Origin of the sequence: Nitrospira sp. (assembly GCA_005116745.1) — a bacterium.
Taxonomy (GTDB): Bacteria; Nitrospirota; Nitrospiria; order Nitrospirales; family Nitrospiraceae; genus Nitrospira_D.
Window position 1 is genome coordinate 268,939 of the sequence record SWDS01000002.1, and the last position, 24,612, is coordinate 293,550.

At 54.3% G+C, this 24,612-nt stretch carries 19 protein-coding genes and 1 pseudogene; 6 read left to right on the top strand and 14 right to left on the bottom strand.

Annotated elements, in window-relative coordinates; all coding sequences use genetic code 11:
- Nucleotides 1-18: 18 nt before the first annotated feature.
- From E8D52_03410 to E8D52_03430, 5 genes are all read right to left on the bottom strand, one after another.
- Nucleotides 19-1,797, bottom strand: coding sequence for a radical SAM protein (locus tag E8D52_03410; protein ID TKB70110.1), 1,779 nt, complete (start codon nt 1,795-1,797; stop codon nt 19-21).
- Between the two features lie 224 nt (nt 1,798-2,021).
- Nucleotides 2,022-2,972 (bottom strand): nitrite oxidoreductase, gamma subunit, encoded by a 951-nt coding sequence (locus tag E8D52_03415; protein ID TKB70111.1) that lies wholly within the window; start codon nt 2,970-2,972, stop codon nt 2,022-2,024.
- A gap of 65 nt (nt 2,973-3,037) precedes the next feature.
- Complete coding sequence (locus E8D52_03420) at nt 3,038-4,009, bottom strand: hypothetical protein (protein TKB70112.1); 972 nt, start codon at nt 4,007-4,009, stop codon at nt 3,038-3,040.
- 266 nt (nt 4,010-4,275) lie between these two features.
- Nucleotides 4,276-4,872 carry a 4Fe-4S ferredoxin gene (locus tag E8D52_03425; protein ID TKB70113.1) on the bottom strand — a complete coding sequence of 199 codons (597 nt, stop codon included), beginning with the start codon at nt 4,870-4,872 and terminating at the stop codon, nt 4,276-4,278.
- 146 nt (nt 4,873-5,018) lie between these two features.
- The gene (locus tag E8D52_03430; GenBank protein ID TKB70114.1) at nt 5,019-6,017 is read right to left on the bottom strand and encodes a hypothetical protein; all 999 of its coding nucleotides are present in this window, start codon (nt 6,015-6,017) and stop codon (nt 5,019-5,021) included.
- A 191-nt stretch (nt 6,018-6,208) separates the two neighbouring features.
- Between E8D52_03430 and E8D52_03435 the strand changes: the two genes are divergently transcribed.
- Complete coding sequence (locus E8D52_03435) at nt 6,209-7,303, top strand: WD40 repeat domain-containing protein (GenBank protein ID TKB70115.1); 1,095 nt, start codon at nt 6,209-6,211, stop codon at nt 7,301-7,303.
- 9 nt (nt 7,304-7,312) lie between these two features.
- Here the strand turns inward: E8D52_03435 and E8D52_03440 are convergent.
- The 7 genes and pseudogenes from E8D52_03440 to E8D52_03470 all read right to left on the bottom strand — a co-directional run bounded on the left by E8D52_03440 (nt 7,313) and on the right by E8D52_03470 (nt 15,281).
- Nucleotides 7,313-10,407 (bottom strand): annotated as a pseudogene (locus E8D52_03440) (type III restriction endonuclease subunit R).
- Between the two features lie 24 nt (nt 10,408-10,431).
- The gene (locus E8D52_03445) at nt 10,432-10,653 is read right to left on the bottom strand and encodes a YgiT-type zinc finger protein (GenBank protein ID TKB70116.1); all 222 of its coding nucleotides are present in this window, start codon (nt 10,651-10,653) and stop codon (nt 10,432-10,434) included.
- On the bottom strand, nt 10,650-10,994 hold the full coding sequence (locus tag E8D52_03450; GenBank protein ID TKB70117.1) for a DUF4258 domain-containing protein: 345 nt from the start codon (nt 10,992-10,994) through the stop codon (nt 10,650-10,652). The genes E8D52_03445 and E8D52_03450 overlap by 4 nt, the downstream gene beginning before the upstream one ends.
- Nucleotides 10,995-11,023: 29 nt before the next feature.
- Nucleotides 11,024-13,681: a site-specific DNA-methyltransferase gene (locus tag E8D52_03455; GenBank protein ID TKB70118.1), complete on the bottom strand. Its 2,658-nt coding sequence runs from the start codon at nt 13,679-13,681 to the stop codon at nt 11,024-11,026.
- A 136-nt stretch (nt 13,682-13,817) separates the two neighbouring features.
- Nucleotides 13,818-14,036, bottom strand: a complete 219-nt coding sequence (locus tag E8D52_03460) for a hypothetical protein (GenBank protein TKB70119.1) — start codon at nt 14,034-14,036, stop codon at nt 13,818-13,820.
- Nucleotides 14,033-14,254 carry a type II toxin-antitoxin system HicB family antitoxin gene (locus E8D52_03465; GenBank protein TKB70120.1) on the bottom strand — a complete coding sequence of 74 codons (222 nt, stop codon included), beginning with the start codon at nt 14,252-14,254 and terminating at the stop codon, nt 14,033-14,035. The genes E8D52_03460 and E8D52_03465 overlap by 4 nt, the downstream gene beginning before the upstream one ends.
- 301 nt (nt 14,255-14,555) lie before the next feature.
- The gene (locus E8D52_03470; GenBank protein ID TKB70121.1) at nt 14,556-15,281 is read right to left on the bottom strand and encodes a DUF541 domain-containing protein; all 726 of its coding nucleotides are present in this window, start codon (nt 15,279-15,281) and stop codon (nt 14,556-14,558) included.
- Between the two features lie 190 nt (nt 15,282-15,471).
- Here E8D52_03470 and E8D52_03475 point away from each other — a divergent pair, with 190 nt between their 5' ends.
- From E8D52_03475 to E8D52_03495, 5 genes are all read left to right on the top strand, one after another.
- Nucleotides 15,472-16,047, top strand: a complete 576-nt coding sequence (locus tag E8D52_03475; GenBank protein ID TKB70122.1) for a thioredoxin family protein — start codon at nt 15,472-15,474, stop codon at nt 16,045-16,047.
- Nucleotides 16,048-17,334: 1,287 nt separating this feature from the next.
- Nucleotides 17,335-18,438, top strand: a complete 1,104-nt coding sequence (locus E8D52_03480) for an agmatine deiminase family protein (GenBank protein ID TKB70367.1) — start codon at nt 17,335-17,337, stop codon at nt 18,436-18,438.
- Nucleotides 18,439-18,756: 318 nt separating this feature from the next.
- Complete coding sequence (locus tag E8D52_03485) at nt 18,757-19,839, top strand: MBL fold metallo-hydrolase (protein ID TKB70123.1); 1,083 nt, start codon at nt 18,757-18,759, stop codon at nt 19,837-19,839.
- 73 nt (nt 19,840-19,912) lie between these two features.
- Nucleotides 19,913-20,713 (top strand): sulfite exporter TauE/SafE family protein, encoded by an 801-nt coding sequence (locus tag E8D52_03490; protein TKB70124.1) that lies wholly within the window; start codon nt 19,913-19,915, stop codon nt 20,711-20,713.
- Nucleotides 20,714-21,059: 346 nt separating this feature from the next.
- Complete coding sequence (locus E8D52_03495; protein ID TKB70125.1) at nt 21,060-22,808, top strand: pentapeptide repeat-containing protein; 1,749 nt, start codon at nt 21,060-21,062, stop codon at nt 22,806-22,808.
- Between the two features lie 313 nt (nt 22,809-23,121).
- Here the strand turns inward: E8D52_03495 and E8D52_03500 are convergent, their stop codons facing one another.
- Together E8D52_03500 and E8D52_03505 are read right to left on the bottom strand one after the other, a co-directional pair.
- Nucleotides 23,122-24,093 carry an aldo/keto reductase gene (locus E8D52_03500; GenBank protein ID TKB70126.1) on the bottom strand — a complete coding sequence of 324 codons (972 nt, stop codon included), beginning with the start codon at nt 24,091-24,093 and terminating at the stop codon, nt 23,122-23,124.
- Between the two features lie 81 nt (nt 24,094-24,174).
- Nucleotides 24,175-24,582, bottom strand: a complete 408-nt coding sequence (locus E8D52_03505; protein TKB70127.1) for a hypothetical protein — start codon at nt 24,580-24,582, stop codon at nt 24,175-24,177.
- Between the last annotated feature and the right edge of the window lie 30 nt (nt 24,583-24,612).

A 24,612-nucleotide genomic window follows, 5' to 3' on the forward strand; every position in this document is an offset into this window, starting at 1 on the left:
TGTCGCAAAAAAAAGCGGTCAATGTGCCGCCACCGACGCCTGTCCGGCTCCTTCCTTCGCCCGTGAGATGTAGAGTAACCCATCGGCCATCGCATAGTTGAAGGGAAGCTCGCACACGACTTCACTGATCCGCCCATAGACATACTGATACAGTCGCTCGGCCTCGTCGGGAGTCATACCCTCTTGCACTTCATAGAAAAACCCGAGGCTCAGGTCCTCCGCCGACGGACGCATGATTCGTCGAATCCCATACCCGCCGGGGTCGTTCATAATCGGCGCTTCTTTTTCCAGGTCGAACAGGCAGGGCTGGCAAGAGAATCCATACGACTCGTGGAGTTGCTTGTTTTCGACGATAAAGTTCATAGTTTCAAGCGCTTCTTCTTCTTTTTCCGTGGGGAACCCAACGATGATGTAACAATGCACCGCAATCCCAAGATCGACACAGTCGCCTGTGACGCGCCGAACCCATTCCTGCTTGATCCCCTTCTTCATGAAATCCATGATGCGCTGATTAAAGGACTCCAGCCCGAAGACGATCTTCAAACACCCGGCATCCCGCATCGACGTCAGCAGCTCACGTGAGAGATTTTTCTCGAACCGCATCTCGCAGGTCCATTTGATATCAAGCTGTTTTTCGATCATCTGCTGGCACAACCGCCTTGTCGGCGCCAGCGCAAAGCATTCGTCGGTAAAAAAGAAATGGCGCGCCCCATAGCGTTGTTTGAGCCATTGCAGCTCCTCGATCGTTCGGCCAGGGTCTTTCTGTCGAAAATTCTGATGGTCGAGGGTCAGGGCACAGAATGCACAATCCTTGTAATAACAGCCTCGCGAAAACTGGACCGGCAAGACCGGCTCCGGCGACAAATAGCGATCCAGCGGGAATCCATCATAGTTCGGCGCCGGGAGTTGATTGACATTTTCTGAATAGAACGGTTGATTGACCGTAATCTTGCCATTCTGCCGATAGATCAGGTTGGGAACCTTACTGTAATCCTTCTTGCCCGCCAGCTGATTGACCAATTCCAGCAAGGCCGTTTCGCCCTCAAACACAACAATATCGTCGGCCAATTCGAAGAGGCTCGGGCAGCGACGAATGTTGTCCACGAGACGAGTGAAGATGCTGCCCCCAATCGTCACGTGAAGGTCCGGTGCGGCCTCCTTGATCAGCCGACAGAGGGTGAGGCCAGGGATGATCTGAGACGTGGCCGTAATCGAGACCCCGATGAGATCAGGACGGTCATTCACGATCGAGGGAATGAATCGATCCCGGAAGAGGCTCAGATAAGGATTCTGCCCTTCGTCACGAATGACCTTCATCAAATCTTTCGAGGAATAGATGGAGTAGTTCCCAAATTGATTATCCACAACGGTCAGTCTGGTCGGAAAATACACAGAGGAAACAACTTCCAACCATTTGTCGATCATGAACAAACTCGCTCGATAGGCGTCAGGATCGTAAAATCCTTCGCTGCGCAAGGTGTCCTTGGCGAGCTCAATCCGATCGACGAGATAGGAGAACCGATCGAGCGAATCGGTCACCTTCGCGTAATGCTCGCGACTTCCAGAACCCGTCTCCCCGGTCTGAGTCCGCTCAAGGTCGCGCTGCTTGGCGATCAACTGCTGGTAGACTTCAGCCGCATACTCTCTGGTCAGCACGGTATCCAACAATTCGATACCAAGGTCGCGCTGCGAGACGTCAGAAACCCCACCCTGGTGCAAAAACCCGGTCAGAGACGGCAAACTGAGATAAGGCTGAGACGGATGCCAGGTTGGGGGGAAAAGCAGCGAGACTTTCATGCGGCACTGGTCCTTTTATGCTTGAAAATCAGTGAGTTCGAGACCGAACACTCTTATACCCTCCGCACTTCGGCAAATGCAATCCCGCGGATGTAGAGAGACTGAAGCCCGTACCGGAATCTTCAATGAAAAAGGCCTCGAACCGTTCCCTCACTTACCGGGATTCCGATCCGAGGCCCATTTCAAATACGCGACGTCGCGGCTGTTACTTGCTGCTCTAGCCGCTACAGCTTCAACGTGAACCAGGTCGACAGCGACTTCATGCCGTTTCGCTCAACGTTGGCACCATCCCACACTGCGAAGGCAATCGGCACCGACATCCCCCCTTTAAATTGCACGTCGTTCGCATCACCGCTCTCCAGCGACCGCTTCACGACAACCCGCCATGTCGGCCCTGAATACGCTCCACCCTTGACGGATCCCGACGGTTCCCAGACACCGTTTCCGATGACGTCCTGGTGAGCTTGCGTCGTGAGGGTGCTGAAGCCGTTCGCGCTCAAATCTTCAACGGAACTCACGCGAAGCGTCGGATCAGACATGATGTTTCCCGACCAGATACCGGAGTTGAATGGCCCCAGGCTCCGACCAATACGGTCTGGATAGGTGACGCCCCCCGCCGGCTCTTCAAAGTAATAATCCCAGAAAATCCCAGGATACTGATCGTCGACATCCCAAATCCCCGCGCTGTCCTTGCCAAGGTCCTTCTGCCATTCCGCATTCCACCGCCAAATGTTGGTCGTCCCACCGGACTGTCCCATACACTGGAACGGCGGAGCCCCCGCCGTATTCACCGGAAACATCACCGCAACCTGGTCCCTGAAGTCTTGCGGACCGATCGCCGTGTCATTCTTCGTTTGATCAATCCACTCCAGCCGCATCCCAATATCCTTGCCGTTGGTCATCGCCTTGACGAATACCGACTTCACCGAAATATTCGGATGCATCGGTGTCGTGATGAGCTGACCGCTCAACGGAACGACCACGCCTGGAACACTTTCCCACATGGGGTTGGCGCCATCCATGGGAATTGGGCCCTTCACCGTCTTCGCCGGTATCGTCACCGGTTGACTGACGGCCAGTGGTACTCGCCCCAACGTCAGCATCAGGCCGACAGTGAGGGCGGAGAGAAGAATGGCAAACACCAATTTCTTGTTGGTCGTCTGCGCTACCCTCATAGTGCACTCCCTCCTCTGAATTAGTGTAAAGATTGTGTTCGCTCTCGAACCGTTACCACACTTACTCACGCCGTTCCGGAAGGCTGCCCCTCCTCACTCTCCTTGTCTTTCTCTTTCACATCCATAAAAGACTGCGCACCAACTTCGTTCAACAACATGGTCAACTCGTTCCCCTGGTCTTGTGCACCGCATTCATACGTTTGGCCTTCGGGGGAGCTGAATGTCGCAGGACGATAGTCGGTTTCCGTATAGGGCTGAGGGATCACACCCAAGAAAGCTGTCTCAAAATCCATCCAATCCGCGGTCATATCGGCTACCAGTTTAAAGAGACCCGAGTCCGCCTTTTTGGTCAACATGCGACAGAACAGCGGGACCCATCGACCAATATGATTCTTGACAAACTTCTTCTGTGCGTCAACCACGATCTGCGTCTTCTCCGGCCCGTCGTGGCAGAGCGAGTAGGATTCCTTGTACGCGAGAAAGTGCATGAACTCAAACTCGACACTGAGATGATCGAGCCGTTCATGGATGTCTTTCGACAACTCAACTCCAAAGGCCTTATAGAATCCGGAAATGTCGCCCATCACATGGGATTGCGCAAACACATGGTCATTCCCGAACAGGGTTTCGTAAGGAGGGCAATCCAGTGTAATCACGTTGCTGAACACCCGGCGATGTTCTGACTGGAGATCGCTGAGCTGCCAGTTGACACATTCGGAGGCAATCAGATCCTCAATCAGTGCCAACTGTGTCCTCAGCGAAGTCAATTTCCTCTTGGCTCGCTCGCCCCCCTCAGTGCCGAGGGCGACCTCTAATGCATCAAGGGCAGCCCGGCCATCCTCCACAAACTCGCCGCACCGGAGGTAATCAAGAAACTCCTCATCTTCCGGGTACAGGAGGCTCCAAGAGACCAATAAATAGATTTTACTGCGATTAAGCGCACGTTCAACGGCGGGGGAGTCCTTAATGGACACAGGACTCGGCAGCGTGGCGGCGGCAGATGCAGATACGCCTTGCATCGGCTGTTGACTCGTCATACAAATTGCCTCCCGACCACCTTAGCTCACCCTACTACAGAAGCCCCCAAGGCAGGGTAACAGGACCTCGTATGTATATGAAAAGGCCCGTGCGAAGTCAAGGGTGAACTAGTTCGATCTTGTGACATAGTGATTTTCTTCCAAGCGACATCGCAGACGATGTGGCGCAATTATCAATCGATCCCTTCCAATAGACAGTATCAGAAACGCCGCCAGGATGTTCAAAAAGACCGTTCGCGAGGCGAGAACAACGCTGGCGGTCTTTTTCAACCTCCTGCCAACTGCCTCGACGGTACCACACGGATTGCGACATGGTCATTGACGGTTTTACAGATCATCTCACACATTCCACAGCCAACACAGGCTTCCTTCATCACGGAAAGCTGCAGGGACGCCACGTCCATCGCAAGGGCATCCGTCGGACACTTCGAGACACAGGCATGGCAGCCTTGCCCTGCCGTGCAAAGTCTATGTGAAACTGTCGCAATTCCCATTCGGACATGGTTGATCCCCTCGACCGGAAGGAGCGCCTCTGTCCCACAGGCGATAATACAAGGAAGGTCCTCACATAACACGCAGGGCGACTGATCGGCGAAAAGTAGGGGTGTCCCATCCCGAGGATGAGCCGTGATCGCGCCTGGCGGACAGGCCGTGACACAATCATTGCACTTCGTACAACGTTCAAGGAACAGCGATTCTTCTACCGCACCAGGGGGACGCAGCCAGTCCATACGCATCGGCGGAGGCGGCGGCTCCACTGGAACACCCTCAGCCTCTTTGACGAGTTCGCGCGCGGCTTTGACGGTAGAGATAACGGAGTCTTTCAGGAAATCCCGCCGACCGTATGAGGGGTTAGTTGCCACAGCTGGGGTGTTCCTTCGAGGAGGGTCAAAAGGGCCGTTCGGCAAGGCCGCAGGCGATGCAAGAACCGGAGGCGTACCTTCGGAGGTACGTTGAGGATTCTTGCGAGCCGAGAACGCAGCCGGCGGCTTTTTTCACCCTCCTCTATCTACATGACGCCGTCGGCGCGCAACTTATACACCTCAACACAACGATCACAGGCTCCGAAGTCCACGTCCCATCCAGGATGATTCTCGCGAATGAAGTCGAGCACATAGGGTTCCACCTTCGTCCCCATATCCTCGACCCACGAATAAGTGGGGAACCGACACAGCGGACACGGGAACCCCGGCATGAGCATGATTTTGTTTTCAGTCTCAGGAACTTCACCACCCTCCACATCCACAGCCCGATCCATCACACGAAGCGTATCGGCGGACATTTCAATCAACTCGGAATGGGTGAAGTACGACGTCTGCCAGAGCCCCTCAAACACCGACTTCAGTTGAGGAGGCGGAATTTTTCGGTACCACGACCGAAATTCCTTGAAGCGATCCTCCTTGCTCAGCATCGGCTCCTTGCCTGCTGCAACCAGCCGACTATCGACGCTCAAACTCCAGAGCACACGATAGCGCTGTAAGATGAGCGTCTCTTCGCCGGGGTTCTGTCCCAGCTTGGTATCTGGGTCGTAGCCGAACACCGAGTCGATCATGTCGGAGATGTGCATCAACTCATGGCGGCAATAGCGGGTCAATGCCGGGTCGTAAAAACGGCGGGGAATCAGCTTAATTCCAACGCCCTTCAGGCCCTTCTCCTCAAACTCCTTCGCCAAATCCTTTTCGACGGACCCCCACTTGCGTAGGATATCGACGCCTTCCTGAGCTTCCTTCAGCACGCCTTTGACCAGGACAATTCCCACCTTCTCCTTCAACAGCGGATACTCGTTGAATGAATCGCGGACGATATCGGAAAACCCCCAGATGCCGAAGAGATATTGATACAACTTTTTGAACTCCGCCTCCCGATCTTCGAGCATGTATTTCTCGTAAATCGGGTCGGCATACTCATGGAATTCTTTGTAGTAGGTGGGATCCCCTTCTCGTTCCGTCTTTTCAACAAACGAATCGATGACTTCCTGGAGCAAAGCTGGCTGAAATCTAATTTCCATGAAAAAATCCTCAGCGGCTAATTGGGGAAACCAGTAAGAAACACGGTGCACGACGACCCATGGACGACATAGCCATGGAAGCGGCTTGACTTGACCGCGAGGCATCTCTTACGATCCGAACGACCAACAGAATTATACTGGCTGGCCTGTTGCCCAAGCAAGGACTAGACGGCCAAGAAAACACGCTGCACATGCCGGAACCGACCATGACTCCACCACTCCCTGGCGTCTCCTCAGAGATCGTCGCCGCATCAACACCTCCGATCGACTTTTTGAACTTCTGGGAAGCCGACTGTCGGGAAGTGAATACGTTCCGTGGCCATTCGCACGGAGTCTGGGTGGTCGCCTTTTCCCCTGATGGATCGACGCTCGCCAGCGGCGGCGCTGAACGCCTCGTGCGCATGTGGGACATCGAAACCGGCCGGCTCCTGCGTTCCCTGCGCGGTCACACCCATGATATTCGCGCCGTTGTCTTCACACCGGACGGACAGACCTTGGCCACTGGGAGTGAGGACCGCACCATCAGGTTGTGGAACGGCAAGACCGGCGAGCCCATGAAGCTCCTGTTCTCACGGTACGATCATAACGTCTGCAGCCTGTCGCTCTCGCCGGATGGGCTCATGCTCGCGCGTGGCAGCTATAACAAAGACATCAAGATTTGGGAAGTCACCACGGGAACCGAGCTGATGACGTTGCTCGGGAAGGATGAGTACGACCATCACTGGTCAGTCTGTGTGGCCTTCTCCCCAGACGGCATTCATCTGGCCAGCGGAACTGACATCGGAAAGATCAAGATGTGGGAGGTCCTCCCGAGCGGCGAGGAAACAGTTCTCCACGACGGGCATTGGCGGAAAAACCAGGAAGATTCCACCGAGACCCGCGGCTACTATATCGAGGATGACGGCGGTTTCCAAAAACCCATGGACTACTGGATCGGGGCCATGACCTTTACCCCGGACGCGAAACTCTTGATCACCGGCAGCCGGGATACCACGATCAAGCTGTTCGAGATGCCGGGCGTCGTTGAGAAGAAATCCCTCACCGGCCACAAAAGCTGGGTCCGCAGTCTCGCTGTGTCGCCGGATGGGAAAGTCTTGGTCAGCGCGAGCGACGACGAGACCATCAAGTTTTGGGATCTATCCACCGGCCGCAACTTCCGGACACTCAAAGGCCATGGTGGCGGTGTGCGTTGTATCACCTTTTCTCCGGATGGCAAACGCCTCGCCAGCGCCTCCTGGGATCGGACCGTGAAGCTCTGGGAAGGTGGAGAGAAAACGAAAGAGTAAGCGCACTGCTTACTGCAACAAGCCTGGAACGTCTGACACTTTCTTTGCGACAGCATACTGCCAATTCCCATATGTGCCATCCGCATTGACCGCAGCAACCCATCTCTCAGCAGCAGCGCGTTTTACTTCCTCTGTTGGGTCATATCCCTTGATCTCAAGTATGAAGTGGTGCGGCTGCTTAGACTTGAGCCGAATAATAAAGTCGGGCACATAGTCGTGCATCTGGCCATTGTGGAGATAGGGAATGGCAAAGCCTAATCCTGAGTTCTTCACAAAAGCATCAACATTCGGATGTTTATCCAAATAGTAGGCAGCTGATTGCTCCCATTGGCTGGTATCTGCAACGACATAGTTTAAGTGGCTCTTCGTCACTTCTCGCACATCACGGCTCGTCCAAAAATCGACGTCGGCTGTCGAGCCTGGGCCGCGATTTGTTTCATAGCGTGGAACTTCCGGGCTCTCCCCTTGGGAGGTATCTGGACGAATGGCTTCGATGAGACGCTCCACAATCCATCCATAGTAGGGAGCCAGAAACAGATCTTTGATGTTTGCAGGAGAGCGAACTTCGACCTTTCTATCAAGAGACTGGTGAATAATTGCTGCTACCTGCGGAAAGAGGACATGCGCGGATACGCCACAATCCTTTTGAGATACATAACTGTGGGTCAGAGTCTTTGCAAGATCGAACACCAATTCCTGTAACCGCCTCCGCGCCCTAAACTCATCCAGATTCACTTCATCAATTCGACCAGGGCCACTAAGAGACAACTTCCCCTTCGTGTTGACGTGCAGCCCTTTGACATCGACCTCTGGTGGAATACGTCCCGGCTCTAATACCAAAGAGGGAACCGTAGCCCAATCCACCGTCACACGATTACGGATTGCCTGCGTGTACCCTTCAACTCGCGGAAACTTAATTTCATACTGCGCTTTTCCTGGAACTGCATGAACGTGGAAGCGTTTGACCTTCGACTTGGGTTGGCCCTGCGGCGAGGATTTGAAGGGGATCACTTCGAAAGGCACACCAAAGACCTTGGCTACTTCCTCCGTCAGCTTATCGTCAGGGCCAAGTTCATAGCTCGCTCGACGCAGCCCTCGACCGACAACCTGCTCACAAAGAAGCTGAGACATGAACGGCCGAAGCCCGATAATATGCGTCACCGTGTTGCAGTCCCATCCTTCCGTGAGCATACCCACACTGACGATACACCGTACATCTCGACCCGGGGGGTGATCAGGACGATCGAGCTTCTCAGCCAGATCCTTGAACCCATCAGGATAAATCGGCCGCCCAACTCGGTCTGTCGGCCATGCAAGCTTCCCCACCGTATCAAGCGTGAATCTCATCCAGCGAACTTCATCGTTCTTGGACTCGCCAGAATCCGACTCATGAACAACCTTCGAATCCACACGGATCGTATGTTGCCGGCCATTGTTCTTAAAACTCTCGATTTTGACTGGCGGGATTCCGGTTGGCGCTTTGTCTTCAGCCAGCCACTCATACAGCACTTTGGCAATCTGCGTGTTCTTGCACACAAGAATGAAGACCGGTGGCCGAGGGTCTTCTCGATTCGCAACCCAGTCTTCTCGTTCCTTCTCCCAGAGCCCACCGAGCATCGCGATCGGATGATGGGCGTACTTCAAAATCGCCTCAGGCTTTGGACTCGCCTTCTTGCCGCCTCGTTCTGCAGGCGTGAGTTGCGGGAGAATCCAATGCCAAATATTGAAGTAGCCGGGAATCTCCTTGCCGGTCGTGTCACGTACAGCAAGCTGTGGGATTTTCACCAAGCCTGATTCGATCGCGTCAATCAAACTGAAATCGCTTACCACCCAGGAAACGGCCGGTTGGTGTCCTGGCCGACTCGCCCAAGAAAGTAGGGTGTTGCGGAGAGATCGAGGCAGAAGTTAATCCCTCGCAGCTTCTGAATACGATCGAGCCCATCAACCCAGACCGTCGCTTCCTTAAAGAAATCATCCGCCTCTTCGTCCTCTCCGAAAAGATCATCCTCATCTTCATCTTGCTCTTCCCGCACGATACGGTAGGCATGATGTGCTTCGTCGTTCATGACGAGGATGTTCTGCTTGCCCCCCACTTCGCGGCCAAGAATGCGATTCACTAAAGCCGTATCGCTTTCGACATACCGCCTTGATTCAACCGTCACCTTCTTCAGTGTGCCGTCATTCTCACGTTCTTCTCCTAGAACCGTCAGAATCCCAGCGGCCACCTGCCGCTCAAGATCTTCCAGCGTCAAATACCGCTTTCCTCTGGCCGTCGTCGTCTTAGCACTGATGGTAATGGTCTCTTTCGTCCGGACCTCAACTCCGGCTTTGTTGACTCTCGCACCGACCCCACCAGTCTGAATCGCTTGAGGTTCAAACACATGCCAGTTCGTCACAAGTACCCGGCCTTGCGTCAGGAGCGGCATCAAGTGGGAAGGAACCAGGTCGCGTGTACGGTACAGACTGGCCTCCCCTATTTCTGGATCCAACTCACGAAGCCGGCTCTTAATCGTCACATTTGGACAGACAACCAACACCACATCGGAGAATCTTGCGTCACTTCGATCATTGACCTTATTGAGAATGCTCCACGCAGCCAACATCCCCATCACGGTCGTCTTCCCAGACCCCGTCGCCATCTTAGAGGCATATCGCCGAAACCCCATGAAACCCTGCGTACGCTTTTCCTCGCTGAGTTCTTCTTGCGGGACTTCGATGCCCTGGCGGAAGTCAGACCGAGCCTCACAGAGAAAGATGACCGTTTCTACTGCATCGAGTTGCGCAAAGAAGAGGCGCTGCGCCCGCCCATCGCGCCGCCACCACTGCAAGAGCTCAAGGGTGGTTCTCGTCACGCCGGGATAGCCATCTGATCGCCACTTCTTCACTTGAGCCCGAATGCGATTCACCAATTTCAGCTCGATGGCTGTCCCAGCGACCGTTCCATATTCCTTTTCCGGCCGCACCTTGGGGTCACGATAGAAATACATCGAAGGGCGACGGCCAGGCCGTTGCTCGGGCTCTTCGCCTTCCACGATATGCCAATGCTCTTTGGGCTCTTCGAAGGGAGAATTCAGAATGGGCTGTGGGACTTCGTAGGCGCTCATGGTCAAAGAGGAATAGACGCGCGCTCAGGCGGCAAATTTGATCACACTCAATTCAGCAGCCTCATCCACCGCATCGAGTATTGTTTCTACGACCGCCATGACGGAATCCTCAAAGGAGTATTCCGTGCAGTTGTCACAGAGCAGGACGGGCAGGCTCTTAATCACGACAATAGACCGGTCGCTGTGCTTAAACGGCAAGTCTGTCGTCTCCCGTTGCATGTGCCCTCCACAGACTCGGCATCTCATGGGTTCTTCCTCCTGGTTCTGAAATCCGGTTCCCACTCGCGAGGACTCGGCCGGTACACCGTTACGATGCGGACATTGTCTCCCGGAACATCGGTCGCAATCTGGAGATGCGCCGCCCCTTCATCCGACTGACACAGGATCAAATAACTCGGCAAATACTTGTCATCGGGATAGGACTCGATGATGTCATAGGTCTCCACAGCACGGAGAAGAGCATCCCGACGAATCGTGCGTCCCTTCAGCCGCATCTGCACATGATACGTCCACAGTATCCGTCGCTCTCGTATGCAGCGTTGGATAAAAGTGAGCGGATTCTCCGGAATGATACGCTCGCTGACCATTTAGAAACCAGTCCTCAAATCGGGGCGCGTCACAGCTTCTTCACCACCAGCAATTCATTCCCTCGATCGTCAATCACTTTCACGGCAATCTGTTTGTGCTCGCCTGCCTCGAACGGCGCGCTCGTCGTCCCGGAAAGATGATCCCACACGGATTCTTCATATTCGCCCTTGAGGGCTTTCTTCAGATTGTCCCAGGCGCTGGTGCGGGGAAAGAAAGCTTGCGAGACATGAAAACAGAGGTCATTGTAGTCAGTATCAAGGAGCCAGGCCGGTACATCGTTACCGCTTCGGTGCGTCACGTCCATCGTAATGGGATCGAACACATCCAGACCGAGTAGCTCGACTTCGTATTGTTTATCCTTAGTCCGAATAACCTTAATCTCTGGCTGCCCACAGACGCTGAAGATTTGGCTCGACCGCATATTCTTGAGCAAGTCGCCCATCATCAAGTCCGGCGTGGCTTGGACATAGGTGGCCGGAACACCCATCACATCCACACATTTCTCCACCAACGTGCGCGCGTTCGGCTGGATGGCAAAACCGATGACGTAGAGATGGGTGTAGTTCTTCGCATGGGCCTCGCGCGCTGCTTCATAGACCAGCTTCTCACTCACCGCGCCGTTCTCCGGTCCAAACACCAATGCCACGGCCTTTTCCTGGCCATTGATGATCAATGCCTCGGCGGACAGCGAGAGTGACTTCGCAGGAGGTCGGACGTTCTTGAAGGTGACGGTCTTGTTGCCTTCTAATCGAAGAACTGGGCTCTTGCGGAGCACTTCAAGCATCCGGTCGACAAAGGAACCGTAGGCTTCGCTTGAGACAACCCCGGAATCTTCGATGCCATCGCCTTCCCAATCTACTGGTGTCGGGATAGTCGCTTCGACGCAGAAGGGGCCAGTGACCCTGGTGATGCCATTCTCAACTTCCGGCCGATCCACCAGCACTTCTTCAGCCGGTGGTTCGTTGTTCGCAATGCTGCCAAGCGTAATGTGCGGAACGATGCCGCCAACCTCTTCACCCTTCTTGTTCTGCTTGCGCTTGTAGGTGAATCCGCCGGCCGGACCGCGATGCAGGTCTTTCAGTTCGTACCAGGGGAACGTTGCCGTCAGGAGTCGTTGCCGAGCCAAAGCTAGCGGTACGCGGCTGGTATCTGCCGTAATCCACCGCCTGCCCCATTGCTCGGCGACATAGGCAGTAGTTCCGCTGCCACACGTGGGATCAAGCACCAGATCACCTGGATCGGTGGACATGAGAAGACATCGATCAACAACCTTCGAATTTGTTTGAACAACGTAAAGCTTGTCTGAAGCAAAACCGGCAATTCCCGTGTCATCCCAATTGTTATCAAGCGGGCTAACAGGAAAATCGCTCCAATGGCGAACGTAGTAAAGTCCAGTTGTGGCTTCAAGGCGGTTTAAACTGACCAGTCGGTTCAACCCATCAACGGTAGTTTTCCAATTCCGCTCTGCCCCAGGATGGTAGCGCTTTCCATTGAACTCGAACTCAACAGTTGTGAATTGACGAAACCCCTGGCTGGTTAAATTGTCTAATCGGTAAAGCTTGGCACCCGGAGGCAACAGTGTAAGATCATCTCGCTCTTCCTTGGTCATAGGTCGTCTGATACCACCGGGAAGTTCAACGCGAGAATAGGCGCTATCGTCGCTGCCAGCAGTCGCCTTAAGTTTGAATAATGGATGATATTTAGTTCGCTCTCGATCTCGGCCATACCACAGAAGATAGTCGCAAGGAGACCCGAGTAGCTCACTTGTTGTTCCGCCTGACTTTTTAAAAACAATCAACCCGCAGAAATTCTCCGCCCCAAACACCTCATCCATTACTTCCCGAACATGGTGCAAGTTCTCGTCGCTGATCTGGACAAAGATACTGCCGCTCGGGGTGAGCAGATCGCGGGCAAGGAGCAGCCGGTCGCGCAGATACGTCAAGTACGAGTGCAGTCCCAGTTCCCACGTATCCCGATAGGCCTGAACCATTTCGGGCTCGCGGGTCATGTCTTCATCGTCGTTGTGACTCACGTCTCGCTTGCGAACGAAGGGCTGGAAGTTGCTGCCGAACTTCACGCCGTAGGGCGGGTCCATATAGATCATCTGCACTTGGCCGCCCAGGCCTTCGTAGTGCAGCATCGAGTTCATCACGACGAGCGAATCGCCAAGCACCATCCGGTTGGTCCAGTCATCCTGATACTCATACGATTTCAACACCTGATCGGTAATCGAGTGCTGTGGATCGCCGAAGAGGGCGAACATGTCCTCTTGCTTGTCGGTCTTGTGTCCGGCCAGCGTTTCGATGATGGCTTTAGTGGAGAGCCGCTCATGGATAAAGAGCGGCAAGGTTGGCACATCAAAAGAAAGCCGCTCGACTTTCCCAGCCCAATTGAGGAAGGGCTTGCTCAGGCTCTTGAGCTTGGATGCGGCGGCTTTTGCTTCTTCGAGGCTTTTCGCGTCGAGGACTTGCTTGATGAGAGCCTCCCCCTGCTCACGAGCCGGGTTCTTGGCGTCCCAATCCAGGGCAGGTGAGAGCGATGAATCGTAGCGGTAGGTCTTCGGAGATTTCTTCTTCTTAAACTGTGCCTGCGTCCCCACCTCCGGTCGCATGAGGCTCTTCGCCTCAGGATGCTTGTAGGGAGCGGTCTGGTTCGCCTTTGCAGCAGACTTGGCTTTCTTGGCCATTCACCTGGTCCTTAGTGGTGGATACGAACAATTGCGCCGAAGGATACCCTGTTAGGGCAAAGAAATCATCTGGTGGTCTCTAATGGAGAAATGGGTAAGACTAAAGAACCGGGGTAAGAGCAGCATTCCAGAACGTTTAGTGAGCAGGGCCTAGCCGGCTTTTGGCTTTCGGAATCTCCATCATGGCCTTGAGACTTTTCATACTGACCGGCTGGTTCTCAAACGCCATGGACTGGACCACGCGGTCCAGTAGAACTTTCCGATGCGTCGCAGCGACCTTCGCGGGCGTGTTGTGTTCCTCTCGCCACGCGCGTAGCTTGGCATCCGACTCGTCAGCGTTTATGGAAACGATCATGAGCCGGTTTGATAAATCACAGGCCGGTACCGTGGACGGGGAATGGGTTTGCCTTCGGCACGGGCGGTTTCTAGCCAAGCCTTCTTGGCCAGTTGCGCCTGCTTGAGCGCTTCCGCCGGTGTTTTGCCAAATGCCGAACAGGCACCGAGATCAGGAATGTCGGCAATGTAGCCCTTGTCGGCATCGCTGTAGAAGATGTTGATGTGATAATCCTTCATGGCTCATCTCTCATTTCAAGCGGTAGATTATACCGTTCCACGAGTCCAGATCCCTTTGCGAGTGGGCAGAAGCATACCGTTTTCCTGAAAAGAAATCATCGAGCATCTGCTGTTGGGACTGAATCACATGAGACATGAAGAGGCATGGTAAAAGGCACAACAAGTCTCCGCCGTGCGAGGCGGAACCCAAAAAATGAGTCAAGTTATCAGTCAACCTTCCTGAAGCTCCGTGTGCGGGTTAGCTCTCAGATGACATCGTAATGCACACAGACAGACTCCTCCATTTCCACAAAATGTGCTCTCAGTTCGACGCAACTTCATAGACCAGCGTCACCGTTGCCTCAATCTTCAGTTCCCCCGGTGAGATCGGCACATCACCTGCGCCCGACTCCATTGCCATGCGTGCCATGGCAGCAGCGGGCCTGATCATATGGCCACCCTCATGAATTGATAGCACCCGCGCGAGTTTCACCTGCAGCGCCTCGCTCAGCACCGCTGCTTTCTCGCGCGCCTTGTCCGCCGCCTGCTTCAGGGCATTCAGACGTACCGATCGTTCATCGCGCAACCCCCAGTGCAATCCCTGAAAGCTATTCGCACCGGCCTTCAAGACTTCTTCGATCACCGCGCCGACTCTGTCAAGAATGCGGATTTCCACCGTCACCATATTGCTCACGACGTAGCCGACAATTTCCGGAGAAGTAGGCTGCACATCAGCCGGACGACTCGGCGGCGGTCGATATTGCGGGGAGACTGTAAAGGACGAGGTTTGGATACGTTCCTTGTCAATCTGCAGATCTCGTAGCCGGTCCATGACTTTGCTCATAACGGCGCTGTTCCGCTTCTGCGCTTCGGTGAGTGATTTGCCGGCAGTCTCCAAGCCGAACGTCACAAAAGCCGTATCCGGTGCGTGCGTCACCGTCCCGGTTTCGCTGACCGTGAGGGTCGGCGTCTCGGGCTTCGTCTCATCATGCGCCAGCGTCATAGCCGGAGCCCCTAACAACAGCACTAACAGCCAAGCGATCAACATGCTCGTCCTCCTTTCATCTCATCGACAGAAGCACTCATCTCGTCATGGCTCGTCCACACATCCAAGCGATGTGTGGCAGCATAGCGGCCCTTCAACGATGACGCAAGAAACGCGGCCGCCTCACTGCTACTTGACCCAGCCGACGACATGCGGCATCTTCTCTCTGACAGGCTTGATGAGACAGGACCTCATGGCTATGACCTCGACCATGCTTCCACTTGGTACCACAGCACCGCCATTCGCCTTGCACGACGTAGTGAGCGGGCAACGGTATTCCCTCGACTCGTTCGCCGCCAAGACAGGGCTGCTCGTCATGTTCATCTGCCGCCACTGTCCCTATGTGGTGCACATCGAGCAGGAACTTGCCCGACTTGGACGTGACTACCACGACACGAGCTTAGGGATCATGGCCATCAGCAGCAATGACCCGGTCAGCTATCCCGATGATGCACCGCCGCAGCTCAAAGAAATGGTCGTACGCCTGGGCTTAACCTTTCCATTCTGTCACGATGAGACACAGGAGATCGCAAAGGCCTATCGCGCTGCCTGCACCCCAGAATTCTATCTTTTTGGTGAAGATCGTCGACTGGCCTACCATGGACAACTCGATGAGAGTCGGCCCGGCAACAACAAGCCAGTCACCGGCCAGGATCTCCGCTCAGCCATCCAAGCAGTCCTCACCGGCAAATCGGTCGAGGGTACCCAAAGACCCGGCATTGGCTGCAGTATCAAGTGGAAACCGGGCAATGCCCCACCTTACGCTTGAAAGGCCGTTGCAGGAACCCATCCGCATCGTGCCAAAATCCTGAAAATTCGTTCAGCGCCCAATGGCCTACCCCACCTAGAACGCATCTATCCATCAGGCGTCAACACGGTCATACAACGACGACCGATACATCACTCATTCAATCAGCGAATGATTCCAGATGGTTACCCAAAACTATGCCTTCAAGGTGAGCATGACATGAGAATTCTTATTCCCCATCTTCTGTGGATAACCATGTGAACAAGTATCGACATTCTTCCAAATACAGTGCAAATGGCGTGTACATTCATCAAATCGCCTACTTTTTAGGCATCCGCCACATATTGGACAAGCCACAACTAATAGTGGTTCTTCTCTACGTTCATTACTTTCTTGCATATTCCTAGGAAATTATCTTGACATGAATCCGTCAGCCCTCGCTGAGACCTGTACCATCCCCACCAATCCCCTAGTTGTCCACAGGTTCAACACATTTCTGGGGATGACGGCTCTCAGTATCAGTAGCGAGGTTTCGTATCTGTCAAGGGGACGAGGAGAAAAAGACGGCTCCGTTGAATGGAGAAAAAGATCTAGCGACCACATCATAAGACCAGGGCCAAACGGCTGGCCAAGGCACTCAATCCGGAATAATAACGCAAAATCCATTAAGATCATCGACAGCGCGCTCGGAGCATGAGGAAGACTCTATCAGAGAGTCATAGAGCATGATTGCTCCTCTCTTGGTGGAATGCGAATATAAGTCACTGAGTCCACCTCGGCACGGCCGGACTCCTGGCCGCCTCCATTCAGCAGGCCATTCCACCAACCCAGAAACGAGTCAGAGAAACTGCGATGTACACGCGATGGAGACTGGGGAATCGGTCACGCTGGGAATGGTCAGGAAGCGCGAAAGATAAGACAGACAGCGGGGCTTCACACCAGACGTTATCACCTCGGGCACAATGAGGATAGGAGTGAAGCAACATAGATTTCGTACGAGATATGAGCCATTTCCCATCCCCCAGAGGCAGCCGGATACAGTCCCATCGAAGAACGCCTCAATGAGGTCGACAGTCGTTTGCTTTGTTGTAGTGGGCCAGGGATATGGAGCCATCTCAAGGGAGCCTATGCCGATCCGCATAAGACCCGGTCATACATGGTCAATGGGCCGTCACGCATTGCTCCACCGTCGATGATGGGATATTGTTCACGATCCTTGAAGGTGTGTTGTGCGGATAGAAGATGGCAGATCCGGTCCTTAGTTATGGTCCGCCTAAACGTGGTGAGACCTTCGACGAGAAAAACTCCATGATCAGTCGGCGCACCATCATTCAATCACTTGGTCTTCTTACCGCAGCCACTCTGCTTGGCAGCGCAAAAGAAGCTGTTGCGATGGCGAATCGTCAAGACGTGTGGTTCATGCCAGACGAGAGTGCCCCACACGAACGCACCTGGATGGCCTTTGGTGCCAGCCAAGAAATATGGGGCAGAAAGCTCTTACAGGATGTTCAGCGCAATGTGGCGACGATTGCCCTCACCATCGCCAAGTACGAGCCAGTCTCGATGCTGGTTCGTCAATCTGACCTACCACGCGCCCAACAACTGATGGAGGACAAGGTTGATCTGATTGTCTGCCCGCTTGATGATGTGTGGGTGCGTGACACCGGTCCGCTTTTTGTCGTGACGGAACAAGGTGGCAAAGCTGGGATTGATTTCAACTTCAACGGCTGGGGAGAGAAGCAGGACTGTGACGACGATGCTGCAGTCGCCGCGTTCGTCGCTCAGTGTGCTGGTGTGCGCCGCATTCAGACCGACTTGGTGCTTGAGGGCGGTGGGATTGAGGTCGACGGACACGGCACGGCGATCATTACCGAGAGTTGCGTGCTCAACGAAAACCGCAATCCTGGTGTCAGCAAAGCCCAGTGCGAGCGGGAGCTGAAGCGGTTACTTGGCTTGGAGAAGATCATCTGGTTGCCTGGCATCAAGGGCAAAGACATCACCGATGGACACACTGATTTCTATGCGCGCTTCGCGCGCCCAGGGACGGTGATCGTTGGCTATGATTCTGATCCGAGATCCTTCGATCATGCGGTGACAAAACAGCACCTGAAACTGCTGCGCGGAGCCACGGATGCCGAAGGCCGAAACCTGGACATTGTGGTGCTGGAGGCACCTTCAAGGGTTCGAGAGAAGTTTGCCAATGACGACTTCGCCGCCGGCTACATCAATTTCTATGTCTGTACTGGCGCAGTGATTGCCCCTGAGTTTGGTGATCTACGAACCGATGCGGCAGCTCAACGCGAACTGCAACGAGCGTTTCCTGGGCGCGACGTGGTCCAGATCAACATTGACGGAATCGCAGCTGGTGGCGGAGGTATTCATTGCACGACACAGCAAGAACCGAAAGTCTAACACGTCAATCCAGGGGACTACCTCCGGCAGCCGCTGATTTCCAACGTTAATGCGACGGAGCTGAGGATCGCTTTATGATGGTGCGATCTCGGCGCCGAACTTCCGCACGTGGCCATTCCACGACCGTCAGAATCCGATCCAAAACAGAAGTCCACGACTGACGGGTTTCAGGTACTCGCGCAACAGACCAGACTCGTAGAAAGCCTGAAGCATCCTGTAAATGGACACAGAATATGGCGGGCCACGGACAGGCGAATCCTTTCCTGTGGGTCATGGCTCTCATTGACTGATATCGCCTACAAGAAGGAGGGGCGCAGTATGATATTCGAACAGCTCAATCCCAATGCCTGCCGGACCTATCTGATCGGCGACGAGAAGAGTCGAGAGGCCGTCCTCGTCGACCCGGTTCTGGAGCACGTCGAGGACTACCTGAAGACGCTGGATCAACGGAAACTCACGCTGACACATGTCATCGATACGCACACCCATGCGGATCATATTTCTGGTGGAGCCGCGCTCAAGGATCAGATTGGCTGTCAATATGTCATGCACCAAAAGGCTCCAGCCCGCTGCGTGACCTTTCACCTGACGGACGGATTTGAATGCCACCTCGGCAATATTCCAGTCAAGGTGATGACCACGCCGGGTCATACGAAAGACAGCCTTGCGCTCGTGTTTGAGGATCGCATTCTGACTGGAGATGTCCTGTTTTTGGACGATGCTGGAGCCGGCCGTACGGATCTGCCCGGTGGTGATCCAGGCGAACATTGGGACAGCATGCAGCGGGTGCTCGGCCTGCCTGATCACCTCATCGTGTATCCGGCCCACGAGTACCGGGGACGCCAACCATCGAGTTTAAAAGACCAGAAACTCCACAATCCCAATTTGAAACCTCGCACCAAACAGGAGTACATCGACTACCTCGAAGGGCTCACACTCGGTCCCGCCGATTGGATGAAGGAGGTGCTGAAGGCCAACTATGCCTGCGCACGTGATCCTAAGGCGGCCTGGATTCCGGTCGATGTGCCTGCCTGCGAGGTCAAAGGAACGTTGGAAATTGGGGCGAACGATCAGCTGGTCGTCGGAATTCCTGTGGAGGACGTCTCTCGTAAACTCGCTGTAGGAGCCAGCCTGTTCATGCTCGACGTGCGTGACCGTCACGAGTTGAGCGAGGAACTTGGTCATATCAAAGGGGTGACCAACATCCCGGTCGCCAAGCTTTCACATCGACTGTCTGAGTTGGAGACCTATCGCGATCGAGAGATTGTCGCAATCTGCAAAGCAGGAGGGCGAGCCCATACCGCCGCGCAGATTCTCATGCAGGCAGGTTTCCCGAAAGTCCAGGTCATGATGGGCGGGATGCAGGGATGGAAACAGGCGGGGTTTCCGACGGAGAAGTGAAGGGTCGGCGATCGAGAGATTTCTGAAGTGCAGGACGGGCAACGGACAAGGGGGCACGGACGACGATGGACCAATGACCATTGACCATGCAGGATTAGCCCTTCTGTCGGGGGGATTGATCGGTCTTGCGTTGGGAGCCACTGGCGGGGGAGGTTCCCTCCTGGCAATTCCGCTTCTGGTATACCTGCTCGGCATGAAGGTGCAGCCGGCTACTGTTCTGTCGTTGATGGTGGTTGCGGCTTCGGCATTGATCGGCGTGTATCAACGAAGAGAGTCCGGTGAGGTGAGGGTGAAGCCCGGATTGATCTTCAGCATCACCGGCGCAACCGGCGCGTGGGTTGGGGCACTTGGCCATCAGTTCGTGCAGGGGGAAGTGGTGCTCCTGCTATTCAGTGGCGTAATGATTGTGGCGGCTTGGCGGATGTGGCGAAGCAGCGGTCAAATCGACAGCCAATATACCGGCGAGAGCTGCGCGGAACGATTTCCTCGTTCCTGCTGGATCAAGGTTTCGCTGATCGGTGCTGTGGTCGGTCTGTTGACTGGATTCTTCGGTGTCGGCGGTGGATTTGTGATTGTGCCGGCGCTGAGCCTGGTGCTCGGGTTTCCCATGAGAATGGCCGTGAGTACCTCTCTGCTGATCATTGCGCTCGTCGCCGTGGGAGGCCTCGTCGGTCATCTGCAGACGGGACAGATGGATTGGTTACTCGCCGGTCTCTTGCTGCTGGGCAGCGCGGTGGGTATGACCGGGGGATCGTGGATCGTTCGACAGGTCGCGCCGATAACACTGACAAAGAGTTTCGCAGTCTTCGCCATCGGGGTCGCCATCATCATGTTGATTCACAACGGCCTGAAACTGTTTGGGGCGAACGTCTGATCTATCCGTCATAAGCCACGTCTGGCCAGGTGTGAATGGCATCTGGTTCGAGATTCGCAAGCTTGCCCCCTCGGCTCCATCCGAGTTCGAGACGTACAGGAAGACATGTGGGCAGGTTTTGTGGACACCGAGACGTGTGTTCGGTAACTGTTCAGCGACCCTCCCCCAGCTGACTCAGACCCACTTCAGCCAAGCGTAGCGCTAAGCGAGCACCATCTCTCATGAACGGCAGCTTTCTGGCACGGAGAGTGCCCTAGCGACTGTCGTCTACTGGCCGATGGCAGTCTTCGACCCAAAGCAGAAGTCCACGACTGACCGCTATCAGAAGCATAAGAACCCATAGTCAATGGTCGATGGGCCGAACTTATTGCATCACCCGCGACTGCGAGCGCAACCGCCCAAAATGCTCCTCCACTGGCGACTTAGGTCCGGATTCACACCGCGACGTTCCGAAATCATACGAGAGAATTCTTTCTTCTCCGAAATACCACCATTCCACTGGTCGCCCCTTGCGCTGCCTTTTCCTCCCCTCTACAATACGCCTCCCTGCGAGACCCCTATGCCATTCTCGATTCGCCCCTTCCCTCTGCTTCCAGTGCGGCACAAGGCAAACACCTATCATGCTGGCTTGATGTTTCGCAGAGTTCTAAGTTTTATCCTGATAACCCTTTGCCTTTCTTTTACTACCTTCCAAGCGAAAGCCCGTGGCGCCGAAACCAATACAACAAACTGTGATACCCAAACCGAAGGCCAATGGGCTTGGGTTGATCGTTCAGGGAAGAACAGAACTCATGAGGAGCTTCAAAACATTCTAAAACAACACCAGACTTGGTTTGATACTGCGAAAAAAGAAGGTAAGCAAGCAGACCTCAGCGGCACGAAGCTGAAGAGGGCAGATCTGCATTCGGTAAATCTTTCGGAAGCCAACCTTACCGACAGCGATCTGAGCTATACCGATCTCACGCGTGCCATACTGAACCAAACAAATTTGAGAGGAACAAACTTGCAGTGTGCACGATTGAATGAGACCTATCTTCAGGGCGCCGATCTCACAAATGTGGACCTTTCTCGCACCATCATCTCATCGAAGTCCAATTTTGCTGGGACCATACTTGTTAGAGCCTCTCTAAAAGGACAAATTCTTCACGACATCAACTTTAGTAGTGCAGATCTGACGGAGGCAGATTTGAGTGCCACAAATCTAACGAATATGGCATTCACTGACGTAAATTTTCGCGATGCAAATCTAAGAGGCGCTCTTCTCGTTCATACTAATATGAGTGTGGCACACTTAGAAGGTGCGGACCTCTTCGGAGCAACCTACGAAGTCGACACCCATCCAAAGACGAGTTCCATCGCCTATGCGAAAAATATTGAGTATATGACCTATGAAAGTGACCCAAGTTCGTTAGCTCACCTTCGGGCCGAGTTCAAGGTCGCCGGATTTCGAGATCAAGAGCGAAAGATCACGTTCGCGCTCAAGTCTCGACAGGTAGAAACCTTGTGGGAAACCTGCGAAAACGCCAAAGGCAATTGTTTTGAATACTTCGTGAATCGCTACCTCTTTGACCTCACATCACAATACGGCATGAACCCCGGACGTGTCTTACTAACCATTCTGACAATTTTTGGGGTCTCAACCGTTCTATATTGGGGGTTGATCCATTTTTCAAAAGACTCTGGCCTCTCAATCAACGTTCCCCTAGATCACGATCGAACCAACCAACCACTCTGGCTAAAGGCAGACCTCAGCAAGGATGGACAGCTGATTAGAGAGAGCGGGGTCGAAACCAAGAAGGGGTATAAGGTCCTGCCTCGTCAACTTCACCAATTTAAGAACCTGGCTTATTGTCGGGAATGGATGCGCCGAGAGCGTGCACTGCTATGGGTTTCTTTTGTCTTTAGCCTGATGAGCACATTCAACATCAAATTCAGAGATGTGGATTTTGGACGCTGGCTCAAGCAACTCACGACCAGGGAATACGAGATCAAAGCCGTAGGGTTCGCCAGAACCGTCTCTGGTATCCAGGCTCTTTTGAGTGTGTATTTTATTGCGCTGCTGCTTGTCACATACTTCGGCAGACCGTTTGAGTAAGCCTATATGCCAGAGACACAGCCTTGGTTCAAAGCATAGACCAAGGGGTCAGACAGCTAAGAATTATCCTTGATACCTTCACCGCAGTCGGCAGCTTAATACCGGACCATCAATGCACCAGGGCTGAGGGCCGCTTTATGGCAGTGTGATCTCGGCGCCGAACTTCCGCTCGTGGCCGATAGCGGCCATCACGGCTGGTCAATCTTGCCGTACCTTCAGCAACGCTACCACGCAGAGCTTTCATGAAACGGCCACGTGAAGAGATATCGTTTGAGCCGCAAGTTCTTGCAGCATGACTTGCACTGATCCACCTTTACCATGCATACGCTTCCGGTGCGGCCCCACCCGAGCCTGGAAACATCTCATCCAGCTGCTTCAAGGTGTCCTGGTCAAGAACAAGACTCAGTGCCCGCATCGCCCCTTCCAGCTGTTCCATGGTGCGTGGCCCAATGATCGGTGCCGTCACTGCCTTTTGATGCAGCAACCACGCTAAAGCCACATCGGCCGGTCGTTCGCCGATCTTCCCGCACAACACCTCGTAGGCTTCCAATTTTGGACGAGACTTGACCACCTCTTTTTGTAGGTCCTCGTCGGCTCGACGCCCACTCCCTGCGGATTGCAGGACCCCGGCCAAGAGCCCACGCCCTAGCGGACTCCACGGGATCAGACCAATCCCATAGGCTTCACAGGCAGGAATAACTTCCAGCTCGATCGTACGTTCGTTGAGATTATAGAGGCTCTGCTCGGAGACAAGCCCAAAGAAATGGCGGCTGCGCGCCGCTTCCTGAGCCTGAGCCAAGTGCCACCCGGCAAAGTTGCTGCTGCCCACATAAACCACCTTGCCTTCTCTGACTAACTGCTCCATCGCTTGCCAAACTTCTTCCCACGGTGTTCCGCGATCGACATGATGCATCTGATACAGATCGATCCAGTCTGTTTGAAGTCGGCGCAGACTCTCTTCACAAGCTTGCTTGATATGGCGGGCCGAAAGGCGAGACTGGTTGGGCCACTCCCCCATGCGGCCGAATACTTTGGTAGCCAGCACGACCTTCTCCCGACGACCTCCACCCTGTGCGAACCACCGGCCAACGATCTGCTCGGTCCAGCCTTCACCGAGCTTCCACCCATACACGTTGGCGGTATCGAAAAAGTTGATGCCGAGTTCCAAGGCGCGATCCATGAGGGCAAAGCTATCCTGTTCGCTGGTCTGCGGCCCAAAATTCATGGTCCCGAGACAGAGCCGACTGACTTTCACGCCCGATCGACCAAGATGCCTATATTCCATGGGCCGACTCCTTTATCTCTGGAAAGACCATGAGCAGCGCGTGATCCCACAGGGCAGAGGGTCACCCACTCCCCACTCTACTTAATAGCCCCGCCCGGTACTCCCACCACGCCCCATCCGATCGAGAGGGAGCGCTTCATAGCGTTGTTTGAGGTCCGGATGTTCGTTGAGGTAGTGCTTGACCGCAGTGTCGTCGGCAAACACGTCAGGACTCCGCTTGCGATATTCTTCAAGCGTCAGATCGTGCTTCGCCAGGAGCGCCGTGAGCTTGGCATTGATGTCCGCTCCCATTTGTTGCATGTGTTCCTGTGACGGGCGCTGTCCCTCACCATAACCTGCGCCCCCTTTGAAATAGTTTGTCATCATCTCACCGATCTCAATCCGTGCATTGACGAATTTCTCCACTTCAGCCAGCTCAGCGGCACACGCAATTCCCGCAAATAACAATAGGCCCAACGAGACAATGATGGCCCGACACCTAAGATTCATGGTCTAGATTCCTTCCCTAGTAGGTTACCC

Bases quoted from the DNA above. Each gene is read 5' to 3' on its own strand.
- E8D52_03410 (TKB70110.1), bottom strand. From the start codon at position 1,797: ATGAAAGTCTCGCTGCTTTTCCCCCCAACCTGGCATCCGTCTCAGCCT.
- E8D52_03415 (TKB70111.1), bottom strand. From the start codon at position 2,972: ATGAGGGTAGCGCAGACGACCAACAAGAAATTGGTGTTTGCCATTCTT.
- E8D52_03420 (TKB70112.1), bottom strand. From the start codon at position 4,009: ATGACGAGTCAACAGCCGATGCAAGGCGTATCTGCATCTGCCGCCGCC.
- E8D52_03430 (TKB70114.1), bottom strand. From the start codon at position 6,017: ATGGAAATTAGATTTCAGCCAGCTTTGCTCCAGGAAGTCATCGATTCG.
- E8D52_03435 (TKB70115.1), top strand. From the start codon at position 6,209: ATGCCGGAACCGACCATGACTCCACCACTCCCTGGCGTCTCCTCAGAG.
- E8D52_03445 (TKB70116.1), bottom strand. From the start codon at position 10,653: ATGAGATGCCGAGTCTGTGGAGGGCACATGCAACGGGAGACGACAGAC.
- E8D52_03450 (TKB70117.1), bottom strand. From the start codon at position 10,994: ATGGTCAGCGAGCGTATCATTCCGGAGAATCCGCTCACTTTTATCCAA.
- E8D52_03455 (TKB70118.1), bottom strand. From the start codon at position 13,681: ATGGCCAAGAAAGCCAAGTCTGCTGCAAAGGCGAACCAGACCGCTCCC.
- E8D52_03460 (TKB70119.1), bottom strand. From the start codon at position 14,036: ATGATCGTTTCCATAAACGCTGACGAGTCGGATGCCAAGCTACGCGCG.
- E8D52_03465 (TKB70120.1), bottom strand. From the start codon at position 14,254: ATGAAGGATTATCACATCAACATCTTCTACAGCGATGCCGACAAGGGC.
- E8D52_03470 (TKB70121.1), bottom strand. From the start codon at position 15,281: ATGTTGATCGCTTGGCTGTTAGTGCTGTTGTTAGGGGCTCCGGCTATG.
- E8D52_03475 (TKB70122.1), top strand. From the start codon at position 15,472: ATGGCTATGACCTCGACCATGCTTCCACTTGGTACCACAGCACCGCCA.
- E8D52_03480 (TKB70367.1), top strand. From the start codon at position 17,335: ATGATCAGTCGGCGCACCATCATTCAATCACTTGGTCTTCTTACCGCA.
- E8D52_03485 (TKB70123.1), top strand. From the start codon at position 18,757: ATGATATTCGAACAGCTCAATCCCAATGCCTGCCGGACCTATCTGATC.
- E8D52_03490 (TKB70124.1), top strand. From the start codon at position 19,913: ATGACCATTGACCATGCAGGATTAGCCCTTCTGTCGGGGGGATTGATC.
- E8D52_03495 (TKB70125.1), top strand. From the start codon at position 21,060: ATGGTCGATGGGCCGAACTTATTGCATCACCCGCGACTGCGAGCGCAA.
- E8D52_03500 (TKB70126.1), bottom strand. From the start codon at position 24,093: ATGGAATATAGGCATCTTGGTCGATCGGGCGTGAAAGTCAGTCGGCTC.
- E8D52_03505 (TKB70127.1), bottom strand. From the start codon at position 24,582: ATGAATCTTAGGTGTCGGGCCATCATTGTCTCGTTGGGCCTATTGTTA.